Origin of the sequence: Planococcus sp. ISL-110, assembly GCF_018613575.1 — a bacterium.
Classification (GTDB): Bacteria; Bacillota; Bacilli; order Bacillales_A; family Planococcaceae; genus Planococcus.
The window spans coordinates 31,661-52,896 of the sequence record NZ_JAGGPX010000008.1; the positions used below are offsets into that span (position 1 = coordinate 31,661).

The following is a 21,236-nucleotide window of genomic DNA, read 5'->3' on the forward strand; positions in this document are numbered from 1 at the left end:
ACTGGAGTCTGGACAAAATAAAAAATCCCGGGTTTTCGCAATAGACGGAAGCCTGAGGATTTCAACATGAGAAATCGTGAGTAGGAGGGAAAAAATGGGGAAACCAACAGGATTTATGGAATATGGCAGGCAGACAGTCAAAGAGCGCCAACCGGCTGAACGGACAAAAGATTGGAACGACTATACAATCCCTTTGTCAAATGAAGAAGTGGCAAAACAAGGTGCGCGCTGTATGGACTGTGGAGTGCCAACTTGCCATACCGGAATGGAACTGGACAATGTAACGACCGGTTGTCCCGTGAATCATCTCATCCCCGAATGGAATGATCTGGTTTACCGTGGACAATGGAAAGAAGCGTTGCATCGTGAGCACCTGAAAAATAATTTCCCGGAGTTTACTGGAACTGCATGCCCGGCTCCTTGTGAAGGGGCTTGTGTTCTGGGGATCAACGAACCGCCTGTAGCTATCCGTACAGTGGAACGATCTATTATCGAACGCGGGTTTGCGGAAGGCTGGGTTGTGCCAGAGCCGCCTAAAACACGGACCGGCAAAAAGGTCGCGGTAATCGGATCAGGTCCGGCCGGACTTTCTGCTGCAGCTCAGTTGAACAAGGCGGGGCATCTGGTAACCGTTTTTGAAAAAAGTGACCGTGTTGGCGGCTTGCTGACATACGGAATTCCGGAGATGAAGTTGTCCTACGATATGGTGACCAGACGTGTGAATATTCTTGAACAGGAAGGCATCACTTTCATCACCAGTGTAGAGGTGGGGAAAAACTATCCTTCTTCAAAACTGAAGGATGATTTTGATGCAGTCGTCATGTGCACAGGATCAACCGTTCATCGCAATATCGATGTGGAAGGCCGTGAGTTGGATGGAGTCCATTTTGCGATGGACTTCCTGCATGCCAGCACGAAAAGTCTGCTGGATTCAAATTTTGAAGACGGCAAGTATATTTCGGCAAAAGGCAAGAACGTCATCGTAATTGGAGGCGGAGATACCGGAACAGATTGCTTGGCGACATCCGTGCGCCATGGTTGTGCAAGTCTTGTTCAGTTTGATGTTTACGATCAAAAAGGTGCGATTCGCGACGAAAAAGGCAATCCATGGCCGCAGTATCCGAAAGTTCACCGGATTGAATACGGCCATAAAGAAGCAGCTGCAACTTTTGGCGAAGATCCGAGAGCCTATGCAGTCATGACAAAGAGATTTGTCGGTGATGAAAGCGGACAAGTAAGAGAAGTGCACACCGTAAATGTGAAATTGAAGATAGATGAAAAAGGCAACCGGATCCGCGAAGAAATTCCAGGCACTGAAAAAGTTTGGAAAGCGGATCTGGTATTGATTGCCATTGGTTTCAGCGGACCTGAACAGGATCTGATTCAGCAGCTTGAGCTGGAAACAGAAGCGAATTCCAGAGTGAAAGCGGAATATGGAGAATACACAACCAGCGTAGAAGGCGTTTTTGCAGCGGGAGATGTACGCCGCGGACAAAGCCTAATCGTTTGGGCCATCAATGAAGGCCGGGAAGCGGCACGCGAATGCGACCGTTTCTTGATGGGTACCACTGTATTGCCGTAACAAGTGGGTAAAAGAAACATTTTTGAAAGGCTGTGGGTGAACTCATTATTGAGTTCATTCACAGCCTTTTCTATAGAAAGGGCATAAGCGATGAATAGATAATCGAGGTGAAAACCCAGTCAATGGGAGACCTATAGCAGGTAATTAATAGCGATTTGATAATTAACTGATTTCGGGTTATTTCAGTAATGTAAAAACTGTGTCTTTTATCTAAATAATCCAATAGCTAGTTGTGTAAAAGGTTTTCTGGGTATATACTATAGGAGGTAAGAGCTGGTATTTTAAGTCATTTTTTTAGTGAGATGGTATAAGTTTTCGCTTATAAAAAGACTGGAATTTCAGAACCTGCTAACAAAAAAATAGGAGGAATATATATGTTAAAAAAGAGTTTGGTCGCTGTTTTATTTTCATTCATTATGGCATTAGGATTGGGCACGAGTGTGTTTGCAGAAAATACTAACGAAGCTGTGAAATATGATGTTACAAATGAAATGACGCCAGAAATTGCTGAAGCGATTGCTGAAGTTAATGAAACTAATGAAAAAATTTATGAAGAAATTAATAAAGCAGTAGCAAAGTCAGAAAAGATGTATGCAAAGTTTCTTGAAGAAAAATCTAAACATCAAGATGAAGCGAAACAGGCTAAGTTGACTGAAGATTACGAGGGAAAATCGGATAAACTAATCAGCAACTTGAAAGTGAAAACTGAAAAAATGACGCTTAAAGGAATTGAAAAAGCTGAAAAAGCAGGACTGTCAGTAGAAATAGAATGGGTATTAATTAAATTTGCCGATCGTGAAGAATTAATTGATCCAATGGTAGTAGTCGGTTGGTAAATCCGTTTGTATAGTTGAAGGCTTATAGAGTACTATGAGAGTAGAGAATAATATTCTTTACTCTCATAGTTTTTTTAAAAGGAAGTGAACTTGTGAAAGGCTTAGACATATTGAAAGATGGATATCTGGAGAAAGTGAATAATGAGTCCACCTTTATAAGCTTGCTTGGTCGTGGTGATAGTCTTGAAATAATTAAACAAACAGTGATGAAGGATAAGTTAATTATTCTTTTTCCTGGCAGAGATGCGTCAGTTCAAGAGTTTTTTTATATATTAAGTGGTATTTTAGAAACGGAAATTGATGGTAGTAAAGTTCAACTTAAAGAAAATGATTTTATTTCTGCGAAAAACTTGGAAGAAACGGTTCATTTCACGGCTTTAACAGAAGTAAGCTTCTTATCTGTCTCTACTGCTCCTACTTTTTACTATCTTAGTGAAGTTATTAAGGAATTGAAAAAAATAGGAGAGGCTGTTGAACAAAAGGATCGTTACACTTTTAATCACAGTTCTCGTGTTGCTAACTATGCGGTAAAAACTGCATCTGAAATGAAATTGAGAAGAGATCATATGGAGAAGTTGTTTTTAGCTTCTATCCTCCACGACATCGGTAAAATCAATATCCCGGAAGAAGTCTTAAAAAAACCAAGCAAATTAACAAATGAAGAATTTGAACTGGTGAAAAAACATCCCGGCGACGGGGCTGCGATGATTCGTGATACGCCTTATGCCGATATCGCGGACATTGTCGAACAGCATCACGAGCGTGTTAACGGAAGAGGCTATCCGTTTGGACTTAAAGGCAATGAAATACTGATAGAAGCAAAAATTATCGGAGTGTGTGATACGTTCGATGCGATGACGGAGGACAGGGCATACCGGACTGCATTTTCTGCTGAATATGCAATAGCTGAGATCAAAAGCATGATTGGTATTCAATACGACGGAGAAGTGGTTAAGGCTTTTGAACAGGTTCTGAAAGAAGAGGGAAAACTAAGTGAATAGATGCTGAATTTAGACACCCAGAGCACTTAGAGGTGTCTTTTGTTTTCCTTAAAATGTTTAAAAACGTGCGATTTAGTCAATACTTTATACACAATGATTTATACAAAACAAGGAGGAGATATTCAAATGGCGAAAAATTCATCAAGTGGCATATTCGGTAAACTTGTATTAATTGGTCTTGGTGCAGTAATCGGTGCAGCAATGACACAGCAGAAAACTGTAACAGGCGGAACTTCTCAAACCAGCAAAGATGATATGAAAGCAAATATTAAAAAAGGACTTGACCGTTTAAATGAACAATCAGGCGGCATGGTCGATAAAGTAAAGCCGACAGTCAACAAAGCGGTCGGAAAAGTGAAAACGGCAATCGATGCACAGCAGGACATGATGAACAAAGAGAAAGAGGCGTTGGATAAAGCCAATAAGACATTGCAGGATGATGTTGGCGGAAATGCCGAAAAGAGCAGCAGTTCAGCGTCAGACAAATCCCAAACAAGTTCTGCTGGAACTTCTTCCTCTGATACTAACAAGCCGACAGGCGGAATCTATGGTGGAAGTACAGAGTATACTGAGTCTTTGAAAAAAGGCGGATCGGATGATTCTTCGAGTAAGGACAGCTCAACATCCGGCAATCCTTCTTCCGATGAAGCATTGAAAAAAGATAGCTCATCTTCGAATGATTCAACATTCGGAAAATAGTTTAGGTATAATAGAATTAAGATAAGCTATGCGCGTTTGTAGAAGCGGCATAGCTTTTTCTTAATTTATTTTTTGTCTGAATATTCTACGTAATAAAGGGGGCTGCTCGTTTGTTTAAAACGTATTCAACAGGAGCATTTTTCGATGAGATGTTCACACCACAAGGAAAACCAAAATCACATTACCGTAAATTCTTCGATGTGCTTCAAAACTTTACAACAGAAGAACTGAGAGAAAAGCATGACACAGCTCAGCTGTCGTTTTTGAGGCAAGGTATTACGTTCACGGTTTACAATAACAATGTCGGGACGGAGAGAACGATGCCTTTTGACTTTATCCCCATCATTATTCCGTCTGAAGAATGGGAAGTGGTAGAGAAAGGAATGATTCAGCGGGCAGAAGCGCTCAATCAGTTTTTAGAGGATGTATATAATGACAAGCGCATTCTTCAAGATGGGGTCGTTCCAAGGCGATTGGTCGAAGAAAATCCCTATTATTATGATGAGCAAGTAAAGGGCGTCGATATCCCGCTGAAGAATCATATCTTTTTGGCCGGAATCGATTTGATTCGCGATGAAAACGGAAAATACCATGTGCTTGAAGATAATTTACGTAATCCATCCGGGTTGTCTTATGTTTATCAAAATCGATACGTCATGCGTCAGGTTTACCCCGAATTTTTCGCCAGCCAGTCGGTTCATACCCTCGAGCATCAGCTCTCCCATTTACACCAAGCGATATTGGATCATGCACCGGAATCAAGAAAAGACAAGGCTTTTGCGGTTCTGTTAACACCGGGAATGTACAATTCCGCCTACTACGACCATGTATTTTTAGCGCAGCAGATGGGAATCGATTTGGTCGAAGGCAGAGACCTGATTGTCAAAAAAAATATTGTCTATATGAAGTCGATTCGGGGATTAAAGCGTGTAGATATCATTTACCGCCGAATTGATGATGATTATTTAGATCCTGAAGCATTTCTGGCTGATTCTGCACTGGGTGTTCCCGGTTTGCTGGTGGCCTATAGAAAAGGAAATGTGGCCATTTTAAACGGCATCGGCAATGGCGTTGCAGACGATAAAGCCATTTATGCCTATGTTCCGGACATGATCCGATATTACCTCGGGGAAGAGCCGATCATCGATAATGTAAAAACCTATCTGCTGGACAATCCGGAAGAGCGGCAATGGGTCTTGGATCACTTGAATGAATTGGTGGTCAAGAATGTCGGAGCTTCGGGAGGCTACGATATGCTGGTCGGACCACACGCATCTGAAGAACTGATTGCGGAATTCCGTGAAAAAATCATTGAAGCGCCCCATCAGTATATTGCGCAGCCTACCATCAAATTATCGAGGGCTCCGGCATATCAGGGAGAAGAGTTTTATCCGTGCCACGTCGATTTAAGAATCTTTGTGGTCCGGGGAGTGGATACGCACGTTATGCCGGGGGGGCTTTCCCGTGTCGCCTTAAAAGAAGGATCACTGGTTGTGAATTCCTCGCAGGGTGGCGGCGGCAAAGATACATGGGTGTTCAAGAAAAGAGAAGAAGAGGGGGACGCCTGATGCTGAGCCGCGTAGCGAATTCTTTGTATTGGATGTCCAGGAATGTTGAAAGGGCGGAAAACAACGCCCGAATTCTGGATGTGCAATTACTGCAGATGATCGAAGCCGCTGATGAAGAGTTAATTGGTGACAGTGATTGGAAGCTGATTTATGAAATTTGTGCTTCGACTGAAACTATGGAGCAGATCAAATCCATGCCCTGCTACCAGGAAGACCATCTTATCCACTATTTGGCGATGGAAGAAACCAATTTTAATTCCGTAGCGAACTGTGTGAAAATTGTTCGGGAAAATGCGAGAATCAGCCGTGACCATATTCCGGATGATTATTGGGAAGCCTGGAATGGCTGCTATTTGACTTTGAAGGAAATAGATCAACAAAGCTGTACGGTCAAAGAAATGCGTCAATTTCTCGAGCAAGTGAAATTAACCTCACTGATTACCCAGGGAATTGTGGAATCTGCCATGTCCCGGGGTGTGCCTTACCAAATCATTAAAATTGCAAAATGGCTGGAGCGTGCAGAAAAAACAGCGCGCATTTTGAATGTGGTATGCGAGCGAACGAGAGAGCGGGTGTCGGAAGCCCAGTCAGAAGACTATTATTATTGGCTGGCTGCTTTGCGTATGACAAACGGCTATAATGCCTATTTGAAAATGAATCCCCCCCAGATGGATCCAAAGCAAGTCCTGACTTTCCTGATTGCCGATACGAATTTTCCACGGTCGATCCGATATTGCCTGACGAATGTCCGCAACGCAGTCGATAAGCTGGAAGGCGGGAAAATCTCTCATTATTCCTGGGAGCTCTATGCAAAGCTAGATCAACTGAAAGAAGAGTTTGAAGACATCAGCATAGACGAGTTGGACTCTGATGAGATCATGGATTTTCTCAATGATTTTCAAAATGGCTGCAACGAAGTCGGAGAAATTTTTTCGAAAACTTACTATTTAAGCGATTCCGAGACTAAACCGATGGAGTCCAGCCAATCACAGAGCATGGGCGCGAAAGGAATAACTTCTATGAAATATAAAGTTGAGCATACTAATATCTTTGAGTACGAAACCATTGTGGACCAGAGCATGAATTCGATTCGGTTAAAGCCGAGGACCGATGAATGCCAGCGCCTATTGTCCTATCGTGCAGAAATAACACCGGCTTCATTGACCAAGGAACATATTGATATTTGGGGCAATCATGTTGAGACATTTTTTATTGCAGAGCATCATCAGCATCTGGAAGTGAAGACAACATCAATTGTCAGTATACAAAAAAGTCCATTTATCCATCGAATCAATTATTCCCCTGAAATGAGTGCCATTTTTCATTCGCAATTATTCGGTGAGCATTATCTGGCCTTTTTAAGTAATACAGCATATACGTATTTAAAAATGGAACAAATGAGCCAAATTGACCGTGAGCTGGGAATCATGAAAAATCCGGTTCAATACGCGATTGATGTAATGGAATATATCCATCAGCATTTTACCTATGATGGCGAATCGACGACCGTCAATACGAAAGCAGAAGAATCGTTCGACCTGAGAAAAGGGGTTTGCCAGGATATTACGCATGTCATGCTTGGGATTCTCCGCAGTAAGCATATACCGGCTCGCTATGTCAGCGGCTATTTATATGTTGGTGAAAACTCTGCGCTTGTCGGTGACGCTGCAAGCCATGCTTGGGTGGAAGTCATGGTGCCCGGTATTGGCTGGGTCGGTTTGGACCCGACCAACAATGTAGAGGCGCTGGAAAATCATATCCGAGTTGGGGTTGGGCGCGATTATAACGATGTCAGCCCAGTGCAGGGCGTCTATCGTGGCGGCAGCCAGTCATTGGATGTTAAAGTCTCTGTGAGCCTGATGGATCAATAAAAAAAGCATTAATGGTGAAAGGTATCTTCAGCATGCAGCGGCCGTTGAAACGGGATAAATCTTAATAATCGTTTAACGGCAGAATTTTCTAATCCGTGCGATAATAGGAGAACCTGAAATTTTTGAACGGAGATGGAGAACAATTATGAACAACAGACAATTTAGCGATTACGAAATAAGTGAACCGATCGTGAAGGCCCTTGAAGGACTTGGCTACACTGAACCAACAGAAGTGCAAAGAAAAGTAATTCCTGTCGCACTATCGAAGACTGACTTAACGGTAAAGTCCCAAACAGGAAGCGGGAAAACAGCGGCATTCGGAATTCCGATTTGTGAATTAGTTGATTGGGAAGAAAATAAACCACAAGCTTTGATTTTGACGCCGACCCGTGAGTTGGCGGATCAGGTAAAAGAGGATTTGACAAATATCGGCCGCTTTAAACGCATCAAAGCAGCAGCAGTCTACGGCAAGCAGCCTTTTGCTTACCAGCAGTCTGAACTCAAGCAGAAATGCCATGTGGTTGTTGGAACGCCTGGGCGTGTCCTTGACCACATTGAACGTGGAACATTGAACCTCGAGCGCATAGAGTACCTGGTTCTTGATGAAGCGGACGAAATGCTGAACATGGGCTTTGTAGAACAAGTGGAAGCGATCATCAACAAATTGCCGAAACAGCGTACTACGATGCTGTTTTCAGCGACTTTGCCTGAAAATGTTGAAAAGCTGCAGAAAAAATACATGATCGATCCTCAGCATATCGAAATTGCTTCTACAGAAAACCTGACAGCCCAAATTGATCATTCGCTGTTCGTCGTGGCAGAACAGAAGAAATTTGCCTTGTTGCGTGACGTGACGATTGTCGAAAATCCGGACAGCTGCATCATTTTCTGCCGCACAAAAGACAATGTCGATTTCGTCATGGAACAATTGGAGAAGCATTATTACACATGTGATAAATTGCATGGCGGCATGCTGCAGGAAGATCGCACTGCAGTCATGAATGAATTTAAACGTGGCGAATTCCGCTACCTGGTGGCGACGGATGTCGCGGCCCGCGGAATCGATATCGACAGCATTACGCACGTCATCAACTACGACCTTCCAATGGAAAGGGAAAGCTATGTGCATCGTGCAGGCCGTACCGGACGCGCAGGGAAAACTGGGAAGGCGATTTCTTTCGTCACACCAAACGAAGATAAGTTTCTGGCTGAAATCGAAGACTATATCGGGTTTGAAATTCCACGCAGAACATCACCTTCTACATATGAAGTAGAAAGTGCGATGCTGGCATTTACCGAGAAGCTCGAAAGCCGTCCCAAGCTGAAGAAAAATAAAAACGAGCAAGTCAATAAGGATATTCTCAAGCTGTACTTTAACGGCGGAAAGAAAAAGAAGCTTCGCGCCTTTGACTTTGTCGGAACTTTGACAAGCATTCCAGGTGTCACAGCTGAAGACATCGGAATCATCAAAATTCAGGATACGGTGACATATATCGATATTCTGAACGGCAAAGGCCCCATGGTATTGAAAGCGATGAAAGACAAGACCATAAAAGGAAAAACGCTGAAAGTGCATAAAGCGAATAAATAAGGGGGAAGCATGGGCTTATCAAAGCCTATGCTTTTTTTATTTCCTGGGAAATAAACAGAAGATATGTCATATGGAATAGTATAAAAGTCTTTTAAAATACCATTATTTAGGACTGAAAAAGAGTCTGGTCAATACTTATGTCACGAAATGAAGCGATATTGTAATGAAACATGTCCTTTATTGTTACGTGTCTGTAATATTCCCGTGCTATTTTAATTGTACTTACAAAAAGCAAAGGGGATAGCAGATTGAAAAAACTATTGACAGTCTTAAGTTTTGCACTGATTTTATTCCTAGCAACTTCTATGGAAAGCTCGGCCGCATCAAATACATACACAGTAAAAAGCGGGGATACACTATACAAGATTTCGAAAACGCAAAAAGTATCAGTCAGCAATTTGAAAATTTGGAACGGCTTGAAGTCCAATACTATTTATCCAAAACAAAAACTTAAATTGAAAAAAACTGCAGCAAAGACAGTTTCCAAAAAAACCACTCCTTCCCGTTCAACGAGCGGATCGGTAGCTAAAGAATTCACAGTAAGTGCAACTGCCTACACGGCATACTGCAAAGGGTGCTCAGGGATTACCAGAACAGGGCTTAACCTGAAGAAAAATCCAGGACTTAAAGTCATTGCGGTAGACCCGAAAGTGATTCCACTGGGAACGAAAGTTCATGTTGAAGGTTATGGCTATGCTGTCGCTGGAGATACAGGCGGCGCCATCAAAGGAAACAAAATCGATGTCTTCATTCCCACTCAAAGCAAAGCGCTTAAATGGGGACGCAAGAACGTAAAAATAAAAATATTGAAGTAAGAAAAATTCGGCTCATACCAATGAGCCGAATTTTTTTTATGGCATCTACTACGAATAACAGAGGAGAATTTAACGAAGTTTTGCAAGGGAGGATTTTTTCTGCTAAACAGCAATTCGCCGAGGTGCAAAAATGTCGGAAAAAGGGTAAATTCAAATGAATAGTGTTTTTTAAAGTTTGACGGTATAATATTTGTATAATAAATGTAGAATTATTAGGGCTATTCGAAATGGAGGCATCTGTTATGTCGGAGAAGATGATTGTGATAGGAGCCGGGCCTGGCGGCTTAGCTGCGGCTATGTTATTGGCCAGCAAAGGATACCAAGTAGAGGTCTTTGAGAAACAGCCATGGGTTGGAGGCAGAAACGCAGAACTGCGCCTGGGTGATTTTACTTTTGATGTAGGCCCCACCTTTTTAAGTATGTTGCATTTGGTGGAAGAGCTGTTTGAAGTGACTGGACGCAAGTTAAAGGATTACATGGACGCAGTTGAGTTAGACCCTATGTATGAACTGATTTTTGAAGATCAGAACCTGATAATGACACGCAATAACCAGGAAATGAAGAAACAAATCAATGAAAACTTCAAAGGCGACGGGGACGGATACGAGCGTTTTATGAAGGAAACAGGAAAGAAACTGGAAGTTTTATCGCCTATCCTGCAAACGAAGATGGATAGCTATTTCAGTATGGTCCAGCCGAAAGTCTTGAAGGCTTTGCCGGAACTCGAAGTGAACAAAACTTTGTATGACGTCTTGTCGCGTTATTTTAAGGATGAACGGTTGAAGATGGCTTTTGCATTTCAGTCCAAGTACTTGGGCATGTCACCATGGGAATGTCCCGGCGCTTTTTCAATCCTATCGTATATGGAACACGCCTACGGCATTTATCATCCAATCGGTGGAGTAAACCAATTGTCCCAGGCGATGGCAAAAGTTGTGGAAGAGCTGGGCGGCACAATCCATACCAGCACAGGCGTCAAGAAACTGTGGATTGAAAACCGCAAAGTTAAAGGCGTTGACCTGGAAAATGGACAGCGTGAAGCAGCTGACGAAGTGATCATCAACGGCGACTTTGCCCATGTGATGAATCATTTGGTTGAACCGGGAATCCTGAAAAAATACACACCTGAAAAACTGGCGAAGAAAAAATATTCCTGTTCAACATTTATGTTGTATCTAGGCCTTGATAAAAAATATGACCTTTCGCACCATACCATTGTGTTTTCAAAAGATTATAAGAGGAATGTTGAAGAGATGACAAAATCACGCATCCTTTCTGCAGATCCTTCTATTTACGTGCAAAATGCCAGCGTGACCGATCCGACACTGGCACCCGAGGGAAAATCAGCCCTTTATATTTTAGCCCCTGTCCCGAATAACTTCAGCGACATTGGCTGGGAAAAAGAACAACATGCGTTCCGGGAGCTGGTTCTGGATATTATCGAAGAAAAAACAGAGTTCAAGAACCTTCGGGACCATATCGAAGTTGAAAAAATGCTGACGCCGATGGGGTGGCAGGAAGATTACTCGGTTTATCAGGGCGCAACATTCAATCTTGGCCATCAATTAACTCAAATGATGGTATTTCGTCCGCATAATAAATTTGAGGAGTTAGGAAATTGCTGGTTGGTTGGCGGCGGCACTCATCCTGGCAGCGGATTGCCGACTATCCTGGAGTCTGCACGCATCACGACCAACGGCATTCTTGAACAGCATGGCAAACAAGGTATTCCGATTCTGCCGCTTCCTGCATTGGAGGGATTCGCATGAAAATTGCTATGATCGGCGGCGGTGTCGGTGGCATGATGGGGGCATTGTATTTAACGAATATGGGCTTTGATGTCACTATTTTTGAAAAAGAGGAAAAGCTAGGCGGCCGTTTGACTTTCGTCGAAAGAGATGGCTTTAAAGTGGATCAGGGCCCAACAATCGTTCTATTGCCTGAAATGTTTCAGGATTTGCTTCAGCAAGCAGGGATTGCTGCAGAAGATATCGAATTGTTATTATGTGATCCACTTTATTCCATTCGGTTTACGGATGGTACCGTGTACACCAAATATCCAGATATCAACCGTCAGCTGGAGGAAATCGAAAATGTCTTTCCGGCGGAAAAAGAAGGGTTTCTTCGTTATATTTCCGAAGGGCGTGAGCGTTTTGAAATCGGTAAATCATCTTTTTTAGAGCATTCATTTGTCAATAAAGCCGATTTTTTTACAGCTGCAAACATAAAGAAATTATTGAAACTAAAGCCCCAACAATCCGTCAAAAAACTTACATCAAACTATTTCCGCGATGAGCGGCTGCAATTAGCTTATTCCCTGCAGTCCCTGTATATCGGTGGAGATCCTTTCCACGCTCCGGCTATGTATTCGCTCGTCCCTTTCAGTGAACACGAACATGGAGTATATTATTTGAAAGGCGGCTATGGCAGCCTCATACCGGTTTTGGAAAAAGCGCTCCGGAAACGCAATAACCTGGCCATCAAAACAAACTGTCCTGTTAAGCGGATTGTGACAGAAGACCAGCAGGCCAAAGGGATTGAAACAGCAGAAGGCTTTGAAGCGTTTGATGCGATCGTCTATAATGGCGATTTTCCCGGCATTGAAAAAGTATTGCCTGAGCAGAAGAAAAAAAGCTATACAGCCTCTTCGGGATGCGTGTTACTGTATTTTGGATTGAATAAGGTATATGAAGAAGGAAATGTCCATCAATTTTTTATTGGAGACAGCTACCAGGAACATATGGATGATGTGTTTGTGAAAAAGCAGAAAACTGAAAACCCGGCAATCTACACCTTCCATCCATCGAAGATAGATGATTCGCTGGCTCCTGAAGGAAAAGGTGTTCTGTATGTATTGGTTCCAGTCCCTTCGGGAACAGATATCGATTGGGCGAATGATAAAGCCTGGATCGATAGGATCATTGACCGTATGGAAGAATTGGCTTTCCCGGATTTCCGGGAAGCAGTTGAGTGGATGGAAGTCCGGACACCAACAGAAGCAGAAGCTTTCGGCCTCTTTAAAGGGGGAAGTTTTGGGATTGGTCCAACCTTATTCCAGTCAGGTGTTTTCCGCCCCCAAGTCAAACCATTTAAAACGGATCGCTTGTATGCGGTTGGTGCTTCGGTCCATCCTGGAGGAGGCATTCCAATCGTCATGCAAGGTGCAAAGCTGCTGGCAGAGCAAATCCAAGGCGATTTTGCAAAGGAAAGGAGCAATGCATGATGAATTTAAAAGATGCTTATACCTCTTGTGAACAAGTCATCGCTGCGCATTCAAAAAGCTTTTACAAAGCATTTTCCTTGTTGCCGAAGGAAAAACGTAAAGCTGTCTGGGCTGTTTATACGTTTTGCCGGACAGTGGACGATATTGTCGACGAAGGGCTGAATCCCAAAGAAGAACTTGACCAATTCAAAACCGATTTCAAAAAATTTCTGACAGGCACCTACGATACTGAAAATCCGATGTGGGTAGCCTTGGCACATGTATTCGAAAACTACAAAATGGATGTAGAGGCTTTTTCGGGTTTGATTACCGGGCAGGAAATGGATTTAACTGTTAACCGTTATCGGACGATGGAAGAGCTGCTGAATTACAGCTACCATGTGGCCAGTACGGTTGGCCTGATGTTGCTGCCGATCTTGGCGCCAGGCAAAACAGGGATTTTGAAGGAAGGTGCTATTTCGCTCGGTTACGCCATGCAGATCACCAATATTCTTCGAGATATCGGTGAAGATCTCGAAATGGGACGAATTTATTTGCCGGAAGAAATCATGGGGAAATATGAGTTATGTGAAGAAGAGCTTCGATCTGGAGTAGTCAGCCCACAATTTATTGCAGTCTGGGAAGAGTTGGCGGGAAAAGCCGAATTCCATTACGAAAAAGCGTTTGAAACCATACAGGACTATCCATTGTCTTCAAGAGTTCCTGTAAAAGGGGCGGCGCTGGTATACCGTGAAATTCTCGTGACAATCCGCTCGAAGCAATACAACGTCTTCCGAGAAAAGCATTACGTACCAGAAGAATCAAAACAAGCAATACTGGCCTGTTTGTAAAAAGAAAAGCGGAAGCAGGCATGTAGATTCGACGGGCATAAGACGCACTGGCGAAGCGGCGTTTCTTCAGCCGCACAGCACGAAAAGTGAAAGTGCCTGTTCAGCTCTGACCGGCATAAGGCGGACCAGCAGGGTGGCGTTCTTTGCCGCACAGCTGGGTTGACTTATGACCCGAAGAGCTAGGCACTTGCAACTGGACACCAGAGTGGCTTATGACCCTAGAATCTGGCGCTGAAGCTAGACAAAAAGAAAAGCGGAAGCGCCCGTGTAGCTCTGACGGGCATACTCCTATAACTGCAAAAGACACCTCCATCATCGTGATGGAGGTGTCTTTTTGGATTTTGCAATGATTTTATTGGCCACATTCAAGCCGCTTAACACAACCATGGGCGACCCGCCGCCCGGGTGGGTGCTGCCGCCGACGAAAAACAGATTGCGAATATCGCGGCTGGCATTGGGTGGACGCAAAAAGGCATCTTTTGGGCGATTGGATGAAGGCCCGTAAAGAGCGCCGCGGAATGATCCGAACTTGTCGCGGATAAAAGTCGGCGTAAAGATTTTTTCTTCAGCTATATAGCTTCGAATATCGACGCCGTAGCTTAACAAAAAGTCATAGATTCTTTCTTTATAGGCCTCTGGCTCAATTTGCAGATGCCCTTCTCTGGTCAATGCGGGTGCATTGACCAGGATAAACAAGTTATCGCCATCCGGTGAAACTGAAGGATCTGTGTAGGAAGAATTACTGATGTAAACTGTCGGTTCGTCGCTGTAGACTGAAGCATCAAATAAATCATTGAACTCCTGACGGTAATCTGACGAGAAAAAGACGTTGTGGTGCTTGAGAATCTCAAGCCGTTCAGTTAAGCCGACGGTGATGACAAAGGCTGAAATTGATGGTTCAAAAGAAGCCACCTTGGCATTGGTTAAAGATGGCCGTTTGGCTTCTTCAACCAAAGCGGGAAAGGCTGATAAAAGATCTCCATTTAAAATGACCAGATCGGCAGCAATCCGCGTCCCATCTCCAAGCTCGATGCCCCGGACTTCTCCGTCGTCCGTGATTATTTTTTTGACCTCTGTATGGGTATGGAGTTGAGCTCCGGATTTCTTTGCAACGGCAGCAAAGGCTTTCGCGATGCCGGTGTTTCCACCTTTTGTGTAATAGACACCTTCCACCAACTCCAAATAAGCAATCATGGAAAAAGTGGCTGGTGCCCGGTAAGGTGAAGAGCCAATGTATGTGGCGTACCGGTCGAATGCCTGAACGAGCAAAGGATTTGTAAAATAGCGCTGGAAAAAATGATGCATGGATTCTGCCGGCCGTACCTGAAGGAGTGCGAAGCCAAGAGAAGGCGATAGATAATCGCGCCAGGACTGAAACGTCACCGGGAAAAAATAGCGTTCTGAAAAACGATACAAGCGGCTGATTTCTTTTATGAAGGCCGGGTATTTATCAACAGCAGCGGGATCAAGGGTTTGGAGCTGGTGAATCATCTGCTCCTGATCACTGCTAAAGTCGAAGGCGCTGCCATCCGGAAAATGATTGCGGGTATGGGCTTGCAAAGAAATAAATTCCACATAATCCTGTGGGTTTTCACCGGTTTGTGAAATCACTTTATTGAAAATAGACGGCATCGTGATGGTGTTGGGTCCAAAATCAAAACGGTAACTTCCGAGTTCGACAGGCATCAGCTTGCCGCCCAGGTGGCTATTTTTTTCAAAGAGCTCTACGTCGAACCCGGCATGGGCGAGTGTTACTGCAGAAGCAAGTCCGCCCAATCCACCGCCGACTATGATAATTTTTTTCATGAATAATGCCTTCCTTTCCATGAATAAGGCTGTTTTTTCAAGGATTTGCGCATCGATTCAACCAATACGGCCAGCATGGCGGCTGCCTGCAGGGGAATCAGGAACGACAGGTACCAGCGTTGATTGGTCACCATGTCCACGTACCAGCGCTGGGCAACTGTCAACGCGTACGGAAGGATCCACCAATAGAACCCGCTGAACAAGCCGTAAAGAGCCAAAAATGGGGGGAGAATATAAAAGATTGAATAGAAAAGGATCAGAACTGCTGCTATTACGGGTGAGCGGCCAATTCCAGCGTAGCTATTTTTCAAAAACCCTTCCCATACTTCGTTATTGGTGTCATACATCCGGCATTTCACTGACATCGTGATGTTCGCCAAAACGACCTTGAAGCCATGCCCTTTTACTTCACGGGCGATATGGACATCTTCGACCAGAGAATTATGGACAGCTGCATGTCCTCCGATTTTATGGTAACTGTCTCTTTCAAACATCATCCACATGCCGTTGGCTGCTGTAGCCGCTTTAAATTTCGTATAATTGGCCAATGCGAGAGGTAAATGGAATAAAATAACAAAATGCAGCATCGGCACAAGAAGCTTACTCAGGAAAGGGGCCACATCAAAAGCCGGAAAGCCCGTGAGCAGCTGAGCACCTTTTCGCTGCATCAACGCCAGCGACTGTTCAATCGCTTTTGGCCGGAAGCGGACATCTGCATCAACAAACAGTAAGTAATCTCCGGAAGCGGCTTGCTGGAGCTGATGGCAGGCATGCACCTTCCCGACCCAGCCTTCAGGCAGTTGTTTGCCCTGCAGGATGGTGAAACGTGCATCTTCAGCAATCGTCCGCTCAAGTTCGCCTTGAGTGCCATCTGTCGATTGATCGTTTAACATGATGAATTCCACAGGGCCGTAAGAGGAATTTTTTAGGGACTTTATCAGTATTTCCACATGGCGTTCTTCGTTTCTCATTGGAACCAGAACGGACACCAAAGGCTCAGCCGAAAGCTGAGGCTGCTTGGGCAGGGCCGGAAGAAATAGGCGGTTGATGATGATCCAGGCTAGGAAGAACAGATGGATTCCGATGTAGAAGGCCATAATCATTTTCTCCTTTTTCCGAGTGGCTGAAATGCTTCACTGTTTTCGCTGATAACTGTGTTTCTCAAAGAATCGAGTTGGTCTGTACAAAGCTGCTGAAGATAGAGTGTTTTTTCTTTGCGCGACAGATGTCCCAGAGTATCAGTCGAAATCATCGGGTGCTGGCGAATCCAAATTTCGGGTTTTTGCCGGTGCCCGAATGAGTAATAAAAGCTGAGCGGTACAATTGGAACTTCCGGGCAATGCTCCATCAAGTAAGCGATGCCTGTTTGAAAAGCGAGAGGCCTTGTTTCTAAATGAAACTCATCTCCCTGAGGGAAAAGGACGACCGATTTTCCCTGCTTCAACAAGGCTTCGGCGTATTGAAGTGACGTCAGGATTTCTTTCGGTTTTTTGCGGTTGATGGAAAATGCCCCAAGATAACGGAAGTAAGGATGCTTTCTTAGCCCTTCTTCATGCATCATCATGTGGATATCATGGTGCCAAATTGTGCGGTTCAGATAGAAGAACAACAGGCCATCCCACCAGGAACTGTGGTTGGCAATAAACAATACCGGCTTTTCCGGAATGGCTTCTGCTCCTTGTCCAAGCATACGGGAAAAGGACGAACGGATGAGTGGCGTCAAATACATATTAAAGCCTGTTTCAAACAAAGCTGATTTCTTTGCATGGATCATAGAGGTCGCCTCTTCCACGCCAATAAGACGATTAAAGCAGTCAATAAGGCAGTCAATAAGGCAGCCAGCCATAAACCACCGATTGCGCCCAGCATGATGAACATGGCAATCATTAATACATACAATAAAACCATCCGTTTTTCAGGAAGCTCTGATGCAATAACCATGGATTTCTGTTTCATCAGCAAGTCGATGACCAAGTGAAGGATGAATGCCACCACAAACCAACCGAAAAAATTGGTCCAAGGAATCTCGTAATAAAGTCCGGTATCTTCCCAGATCCAATATTGTTTTATTTGATAGGCCACAGGATCGATGATCAAGTCGATGATGACAGCACCAATGCCTCCGACTAAAGCATACAGTAAGCCGCCGGCAGGAACGATCCAGCGCGCGACTACATGTGTCGTGGCCATGACCATTAACCAAGCGAAACCGATGGCAATCGGTACACCAAAGGCATTTGGTGCAAAGCGGTCTGTATAATCATAAGAACCAAATAGGAATCCGCTGTCTGCGCCAGCCCATTCCACTATGAATGTTGAAAAAAAGATGAGGATGCCGAGCACTGATCCACTGACAACGCCAAAGCGCTTAGTGAAATATAAAAAGCCGAGTGTGCCGGCCAGCATCAGAAAGAATGCATTTGCCCATTCCAGCCAGGACGGCAGGAGGTCAAATCCGAGTAAAATAATGCCACACACATACCAAAAAATAAAAAGCTTGAAAATCCGATTTTCCCACATCCTGAACAGCCCCTCAATAAATTGACTTATACAAAGATTATACAGGAGTCAGGATGAAATATGAAAATAAGAGCCATTATGCAGACAGAATAAGGATATTTTTAGAGGCAAGAATGGGGGAGCGTTTTGATTTTACAAAATAAGGGCATAAAATCTTATATCCAATTATCTGAAATACTGCTTTTTATTTAGAACTGGAAGCAATTATTCTGAGGTAATAGCGTGTTTATCCAGGAAAAAGCAGAAAATTATATAAATATTTTTTTCTCTAGCAATCAGCTCGAACCCTTAAGGGACAAGGTTCCTGCAGTTGATTTTATTTGTCTGATAATAGAATTATCGCTGAATTTTCTGTAAACTATTGCAGGGTTTCCTGCACACTAGTATACTTTAGAAGAGTAAATGAGTGTGTTCTTCAAGTGGAGGCGTTAAATATGCAGGATTTACTGCGAAGTGTGTCTAATTCTTATCCGGAATTTAGTTCAGGCCAGAAAAAAGTCGGTGATTTGTTTTTTAAAGAACCCATTTTTTTAGCATTCGCTTCTGCTCTTGAAGTTGGCAGACGTGTCAATGTCAGCGAGTCGACGGTGATCCGTTGGACACAGAAACTTGGATATACGGGTTATGCGGAATTCCAGCATGTTGTTCAGCGGAAATTAGCGGAAGAACGCCTGGAAAAATCGGAGCAGAAACTACGGGAGCCAGTTGAGGACCAGTCTTTTTTGGAAAAACTACTCGATGCGGACATCTCAAGCATCGTCAAACTGAAGAAATCAATAAAAGAAGACGAACTTCTTCAGGTTGTCGACAGCATCAGTCAGGCACAACGTATTTATGTGACCGGGAATTTTTTCGATTATGGCATAGCCCATTGGTTTTCCAGCTGGCTGAATCAGGCACTCGACCACACCGAGATGATGTATTCTTCAACGGATGAATACTACACCCAGCTCTCTAAAATGGGGAAAGGCGATTTGGTGATTGCTTTTGTTTTCCCACGCTATACCAGAATAGTCATCGATACATTGAAGAGCGCCAAATCAAAGGGAGCAGATGTGATCGTTTTGACCGATTCAGCAGAATCTCCAGCTCTTGCTTATGCAGATCATGTTTTGGCAGTGTCCGTGAATACGAATTTAAACATTGATTCGTATACCTCTGTCCACGCACTTTTGACTTCGATCATGCGATTTGTTTATGTCAAAGAACAGGCGAAAATAAATGACAATTTGGCGAAAATCGAAGAGGTCTACAAAGAGCGGAATATTTTTATGTAGCAGCACTCAATTTACTGGGAAGTTCCGAAGCGCCTAGGCGATTTGGTCAATTATAAACGAAAAGGGGAGAAAAAGATGAAAAAGAAATTATCATTTTTAAGCGTAATTTTTTCCGCAGGAATGTTATTGGCAGCTTGTGGAGGGGACGACTCAACCAGTTCGGAAGAAGGATCAGGTACAGAAGGCGAGAACAGCGATTTGAATTTGTTGGAAGAAGGAAAGTTCACAACCGCATCAAGCGGGCTTTACAAGCCTTTTAACTTTGAAGAAGGCGGCAACCTGACAGGTTTTGATATTGATATCGGCAATGCAATTGCTGAAGAAATGGGTCTGGAGCCGAATCCGGTAACTACACCATTTGAAACAATTATCCAAGGATTGACAACAAACCGTTACGATGCAATTTTGGGATCGATGGCTATTACTGAAGAGCGGGCTGAGCAAGTTGCATTTTCCGATCCTTATTATTACTCAGGCGGAGTAATTTTTGTCCGTGAAGGAAATACGGAAATCACATCAGAGGCAGATCTTGAAGGCGCAACAATTGGCGTGGTTGGACAAAGTACGTATGATACAGCTGCCCAAAACTATACAGATGATATTCAATATTACAATAGTGACGTAGTTGCATTGCAGGATTTGGAAGTTGAAGGCCGTTTGGACGCAGTTATTACAGCTGACGTAGTAGGATTTGAAGCGCAAAATGCTGGGCTTGAAATCGAAATGGTCGGCGATCCATTATGGATTGAACAAGCAGCTGTTGCTGTAAGACCTGAAGACGAAGCTTTGCTTGAAGCGATTAACGAAGCTTTAGCCGCGATTATTGAAGATGGCACATATGAAGAAATTTCTCAGGAATGGTTTGGGCGCAACCTCCTCGATGTAGATCTTGAAGGAGTAGAAATTCTTAACTAAACAAGCTGAGATGGAGAGGAGTGGCGTTTATGCCAGAGATATTTGTAACAGTTTTTGATGTGTTCATGCGAACATATCCTGGGTTTTTAGAGGCCACTGTCGTTACCCTTCAATTGACAGCGATTGGTGTCATTTTAGGAACAGTCATCGGACTTATCTTTGCGCTGATGAAAATTTCAGGTTCAAAAATTTTACAGGCTATTGCCAATATCTACATTACAATCATTCGCGGTACGCCGCTGATTGTGCAGATTATGTTCTTGTATTTCGGCATTGTCGAAATCTACACGATGTCGAATTTCTGGGCTGGGGCCATTGCACTGGGTGTCCATAATGGTGCCTATATTGCAGAAATTTTCCGTGGTTCTATTCAGGGCATTGACCCAGGACAGCGGGAAGCCAGTATGTCACTCGGGATGGACCGCCGCCAGACAATGAGCCGAATCGTCTTTCCACAGGCCTTGCGCCGTTCGATTCCGCCACTTGGCAACCAGTTCATCATTACGCTGAAAGATTCATCACTCGTTTATATCATCGGGGTAGCAGAAATCTTCTCGCTTGGAAACCGGGAAGCTGCGCAATCCTACCAGCCATTTGAATCATTCCTGGTTGTTGCGCTCTATTACCTCGTACTTGTCATGATTTTCACATTCTTATTGCGTTTGTATGAAAACAAACTCGATGTCGACAGAGCCTAAGGAG

Annotated in this window: 18 protein-coding genes; 14 read left to right on the forward strand and 4 right to left on the reverse strand. The window is 43.8% G+C overall.

The features are described 5' to 3' along the window. The first annotated feature begins 94 nt into the window (after positions 1–94). The 11 genes from J7I83_RS04710 to J7I83_RS04760 all read left to right on the forward strand — a co-directional run bounded on the left by J7I83_RS04710 (position 95) and on the right by J7I83_RS04760 (position 14,016). Positions 95–1,582, forward strand: a complete 1,488-nt coding sequence (locus tag J7I83_RS04710) for a glutamate synthase subunit beta (protein WP_215099528.1) — start codon at positions 95–97, stop codon at positions 1,580–1,582. 374 nt (positions 1,583–1,956) lie between these two features. Continuing rightward, complete coding sequence (locus J7I83_RS04715) at positions 1,957–2,418, forward strand: hypothetical protein (RefSeq protein ID WP_215099529.1); 462 nt, start codon at positions 1,957–1,959, stop codon at positions 2,416–2,418. A gap of 92 nt (positions 2,419–2,510) precedes the next feature. After that, positions 2,511–3,419: an HD-GYP domain-containing protein gene (locus J7I83_RS04720; protein ID WP_215099530.1), complete on the forward strand. Its 909-nt coding sequence runs from the start codon at positions 2,511–2,513 to the stop codon at positions 3,417–3,419. A 126-nt stretch (positions 3,420–3,545) separates the two neighbouring features. After that, complete coding sequence (locus tag J7I83_RS04725; protein ID WP_215099531.1) at positions 3,546–4,118, forward strand: hypothetical protein; 573 nt, start codon at positions 3,546–3,548, stop codon at positions 4,116–4,118. A gap of 110 nt (positions 4,119–4,228) precedes the next feature. Further along, a complete protein-coding gene (locus J7I83_RS04730) occupies positions 4,229–5,686 on the forward strand; it encodes a circularly permuted type 2 ATP-grasp protein (protein ID WP_215099532.1) in 1,458 nt (485 codons plus the stop codon). Next, positions 5,686–7,557 carry an alpha-E domain-containing protein gene (locus J7I83_RS04735; protein WP_215099615.1) on the forward strand — a complete coding sequence of 624 codons (1,872 nt, stop codon included), beginning with the start codon at positions 5,686–5,688 and terminating at the stop codon, positions 7,555–7,557. The genes J7I83_RS04730 and J7I83_RS04735 overlap by 1 nt, the downstream gene beginning before the upstream one ends. Positions 7,558–7,702: 145 nt before the next feature. Beyond that, positions 7,703–9,148, forward strand: coding sequence for a DEAD/DEAH box helicase (locus J7I83_RS04740; RefSeq protein ID WP_215099533.1), 1,446 nt, complete (start codon positions 7,703–7,705; stop codon positions 9,146–9,148). A gap of 248 nt (positions 9,149–9,396) precedes the next feature. Then, a complete protein-coding gene (locus J7I83_RS04745) occupies positions 9,397–9,963 on the forward strand; it encodes a 3D domain-containing protein (RefSeq protein WP_215099534.1) in 567 nt (188 codons plus the stop codon). 242 nt (positions 9,964–10,205) lie between these two features. Beyond that, the gene (locus J7I83_RS04750; RefSeq protein WP_215099535.1) at positions 10,206–11,732 is read left to right on the forward strand and encodes a phytoene desaturase family protein; all 1,527 of its coding nucleotides are present in this window, start codon (positions 10,206–10,208) and stop codon (positions 11,730–11,732) included. Next, entirely contained in the window at positions 11,729–13,186 is a 1,458-nt protein-coding gene (locus J7I83_RS04755; protein ID WP_215099536.1) for a phytoene desaturase family protein, read from the forward strand. The genes J7I83_RS04750 and J7I83_RS04755 overlap by 4 nt, the downstream gene beginning before the upstream one ends. Beyond that, positions 13,183–14,016, forward strand: a complete 834-nt coding sequence (locus tag J7I83_RS04760) for a phytoene/squalene synthase family protein (RefSeq protein WP_215099537.1) — start codon at positions 13,183–13,185, stop codon at positions 14,014–14,016. The genes J7I83_RS04755 and J7I83_RS04760 overlap by 4 nt, the downstream gene beginning before the upstream one ends. Positions 14,017–14,328: 312 nt before the next feature. Here the strand turns inward: J7I83_RS04760 and J7I83_RS04765 are convergent, their stop codons facing one another. The 4 genes from J7I83_RS04765 to J7I83_RS04780 are packed head-to-tail and all read right to left on the reverse strand — an operon-like array spanning position 14,329 to position 18,342. Beyond that, positions 14,329–15,822, reverse strand: a complete 1,494-nt coding sequence (locus tag J7I83_RS04765) for a phytoene desaturase family protein (RefSeq protein WP_215099538.1) — start codon at positions 15,820–15,822, stop codon at positions 14,329–14,331. Then, positions 15,819–16,919, reverse strand: a complete 1,101-nt coding sequence (locus J7I83_RS04770) for a glycosyltransferase family 2 protein (protein ID WP_215099539.1) — start codon at positions 16,917–16,919, stop codon at positions 15,819–15,821. The genes J7I83_RS04765 and J7I83_RS04770 overlap by 4 nt, the downstream gene beginning before the upstream one ends. Positions 16,920–16,921: 2 nt before the next feature. After that, the gene (locus tag J7I83_RS04775) at positions 16,922–17,596 is read right to left on the reverse strand and encodes a lysophospholipid acyltransferase family protein (protein ID WP_215099540.1); all 675 of its coding nucleotides are present in this window, start codon (positions 17,594–17,596) and stop codon (positions 16,922–16,924) included. Next, positions 17,593–18,342: a carotenoid biosynthesis protein gene (locus tag J7I83_RS04780; protein WP_215099541.1), complete on the reverse strand. Its 750-nt coding sequence runs from the start codon at positions 18,340–18,342 to the stop codon at positions 17,593–17,595. Before J7I83_RS04780 ends, J7I83_RS04775 begins: the two co-directional genes overlap by 4 nt. Before the next feature lie 434 nt (positions 18,343–18,776). On the opposite strand from J7I83_RS04780, the gene J7I83_RS04785 reads away from it, so the two are divergent. The 3 genes from J7I83_RS04785 (at position 18,777) to J7I83_RS04795 (ending at position 21,232) form a co-directional block, all read left to right on the forward strand. Then, positions 18,777–19,619 carry a MurR/RpiR family transcriptional regulator gene (locus J7I83_RS04785; RefSeq protein ID WP_215099542.1) on the forward strand — a complete coding sequence of 281 codons (843 nt, stop codon included), beginning with the start codon at positions 18,777–18,779 and terminating at the stop codon, positions 19,617–19,619. Between the two features lie 75 nt (positions 19,620–19,694). Beyond that, positions 19,695–20,534 carry a transporter substrate-binding domain-containing protein gene (locus tag J7I83_RS04790; RefSeq protein WP_215099543.1) on the forward strand — a complete coding sequence of 280 codons (840 nt, stop codon included), beginning with the start codon at positions 19,695–19,697 and terminating at the stop codon, positions 20,532–20,534. A 29-nt stretch (positions 20,535–20,563) separates the two neighbouring features. Next, positions 20,564–21,232 carry an amino acid ABC transporter permease gene (locus J7I83_RS04795; protein WP_215099544.1) on the forward strand — a complete coding sequence of 223 codons (669 nt, stop codon included), beginning with the start codon at positions 20,564–20,566 and terminating at the stop codon, positions 21,230–21,232. Positions 21,233–21,236: the final 4 nt, after the last annotated feature.

Bases quoted from the DNA above. Each gene is read 5' to 3' on its own strand.
- J7I83_RS04710 (WP_215099528.1), top strand. From the start codon at position 95: ATGGGGAAACCAACAGGATTTATGGAATATGGCAGGCAGACAGTCAAA.
- J7I83_RS04715 (WP_215099529.1), top strand. From the start codon at position 1,957: ATGTTAAAAAAGAGTTTGGTCGCTGTTTTATTTTCATTCATTATGGCA.
- J7I83_RS04725 (WP_215099531.1), top strand. From the start codon at position 3,546: ATGGCGAAAAATTCATCAAGTGGCATATTCGGTAAACTTGTATTAATT.
- J7I83_RS04735 (WP_215099615.1), top strand. From the start codon at position 5,686: ATGCTGAGCCGCGTAGCGAATTCTTTGTATTGGATGTCCAGGAATGTT.
- J7I83_RS04740 (WP_215099533.1), top strand. From the start codon at position 7,703: ATGAACAACAGACAATTTAGCGATTACGAAATAAGTGAACCGATCGTG.
- J7I83_RS04750 (WP_215099535.1), top strand. From the start codon at position 10,206: ATGTCGGAGAAGATGATTGTGATAGGAGCCGGGCCTGGCGGCTTAGCT.
- J7I83_RS04755 (WP_215099536.1), top strand. From the start codon at position 11,729: ATGAAAATTGCTATGATCGGCGGCGGTGTCGGTGGCATGATGGGGGCA.
- J7I83_RS04760 (WP_215099537.1), top strand. From the start codon at position 13,183: ATGATGAATTTAAAAGATGCTTATACCTCTTGTGAACAAGTCATCGCT.
- J7I83_RS04765 (WP_215099538.1), bottom strand. From the start codon at position 15,822: ATGAAAAAAATTATCATAGTCGGCGGTGGATTGGGCGGACTTGCTTCT.
- J7I83_RS04770 (WP_215099539.1), bottom strand. From the start codon at position 16,919: ATGGCCTTCTACATCGGAATCCATCTGTTCTTCCTAGCCTGGATCATC.
- J7I83_RS04775 (WP_215099540.1), bottom strand. From the start codon at position 17,596: ATGATCCATGCAAAGAAATCAGCTTTGTTTGAAACAGGCTTTAATATG.
- J7I83_RS04780 (WP_215099541.1), bottom strand. From the start codon at position 18,342: ATGTGGGAAAATCGGATTTTCAAGCTTTTTATTTTTTGGTATGTGTGT.
- J7I83_RS04785 (WP_215099542.1), top strand. From the start codon at position 18,777: ATGCAGGATTTACTGCGAAGTGTGTCTAATTCTTATCCGGAATTTAGT.
- J7I83_RS04790 (WP_215099543.1), top strand. From the start codon at position 19,695: ATGAAAAAGAAATTATCATTTTTAAGCGTAATTTTTTCCGCAGGAATG.
- J7I83_RS04795 (WP_215099544.1), top strand. From the start codon at position 20,564: ATGCCAGAGATATTTGTAACAGTTTTTGATGTGTTCATGCGAACATAT.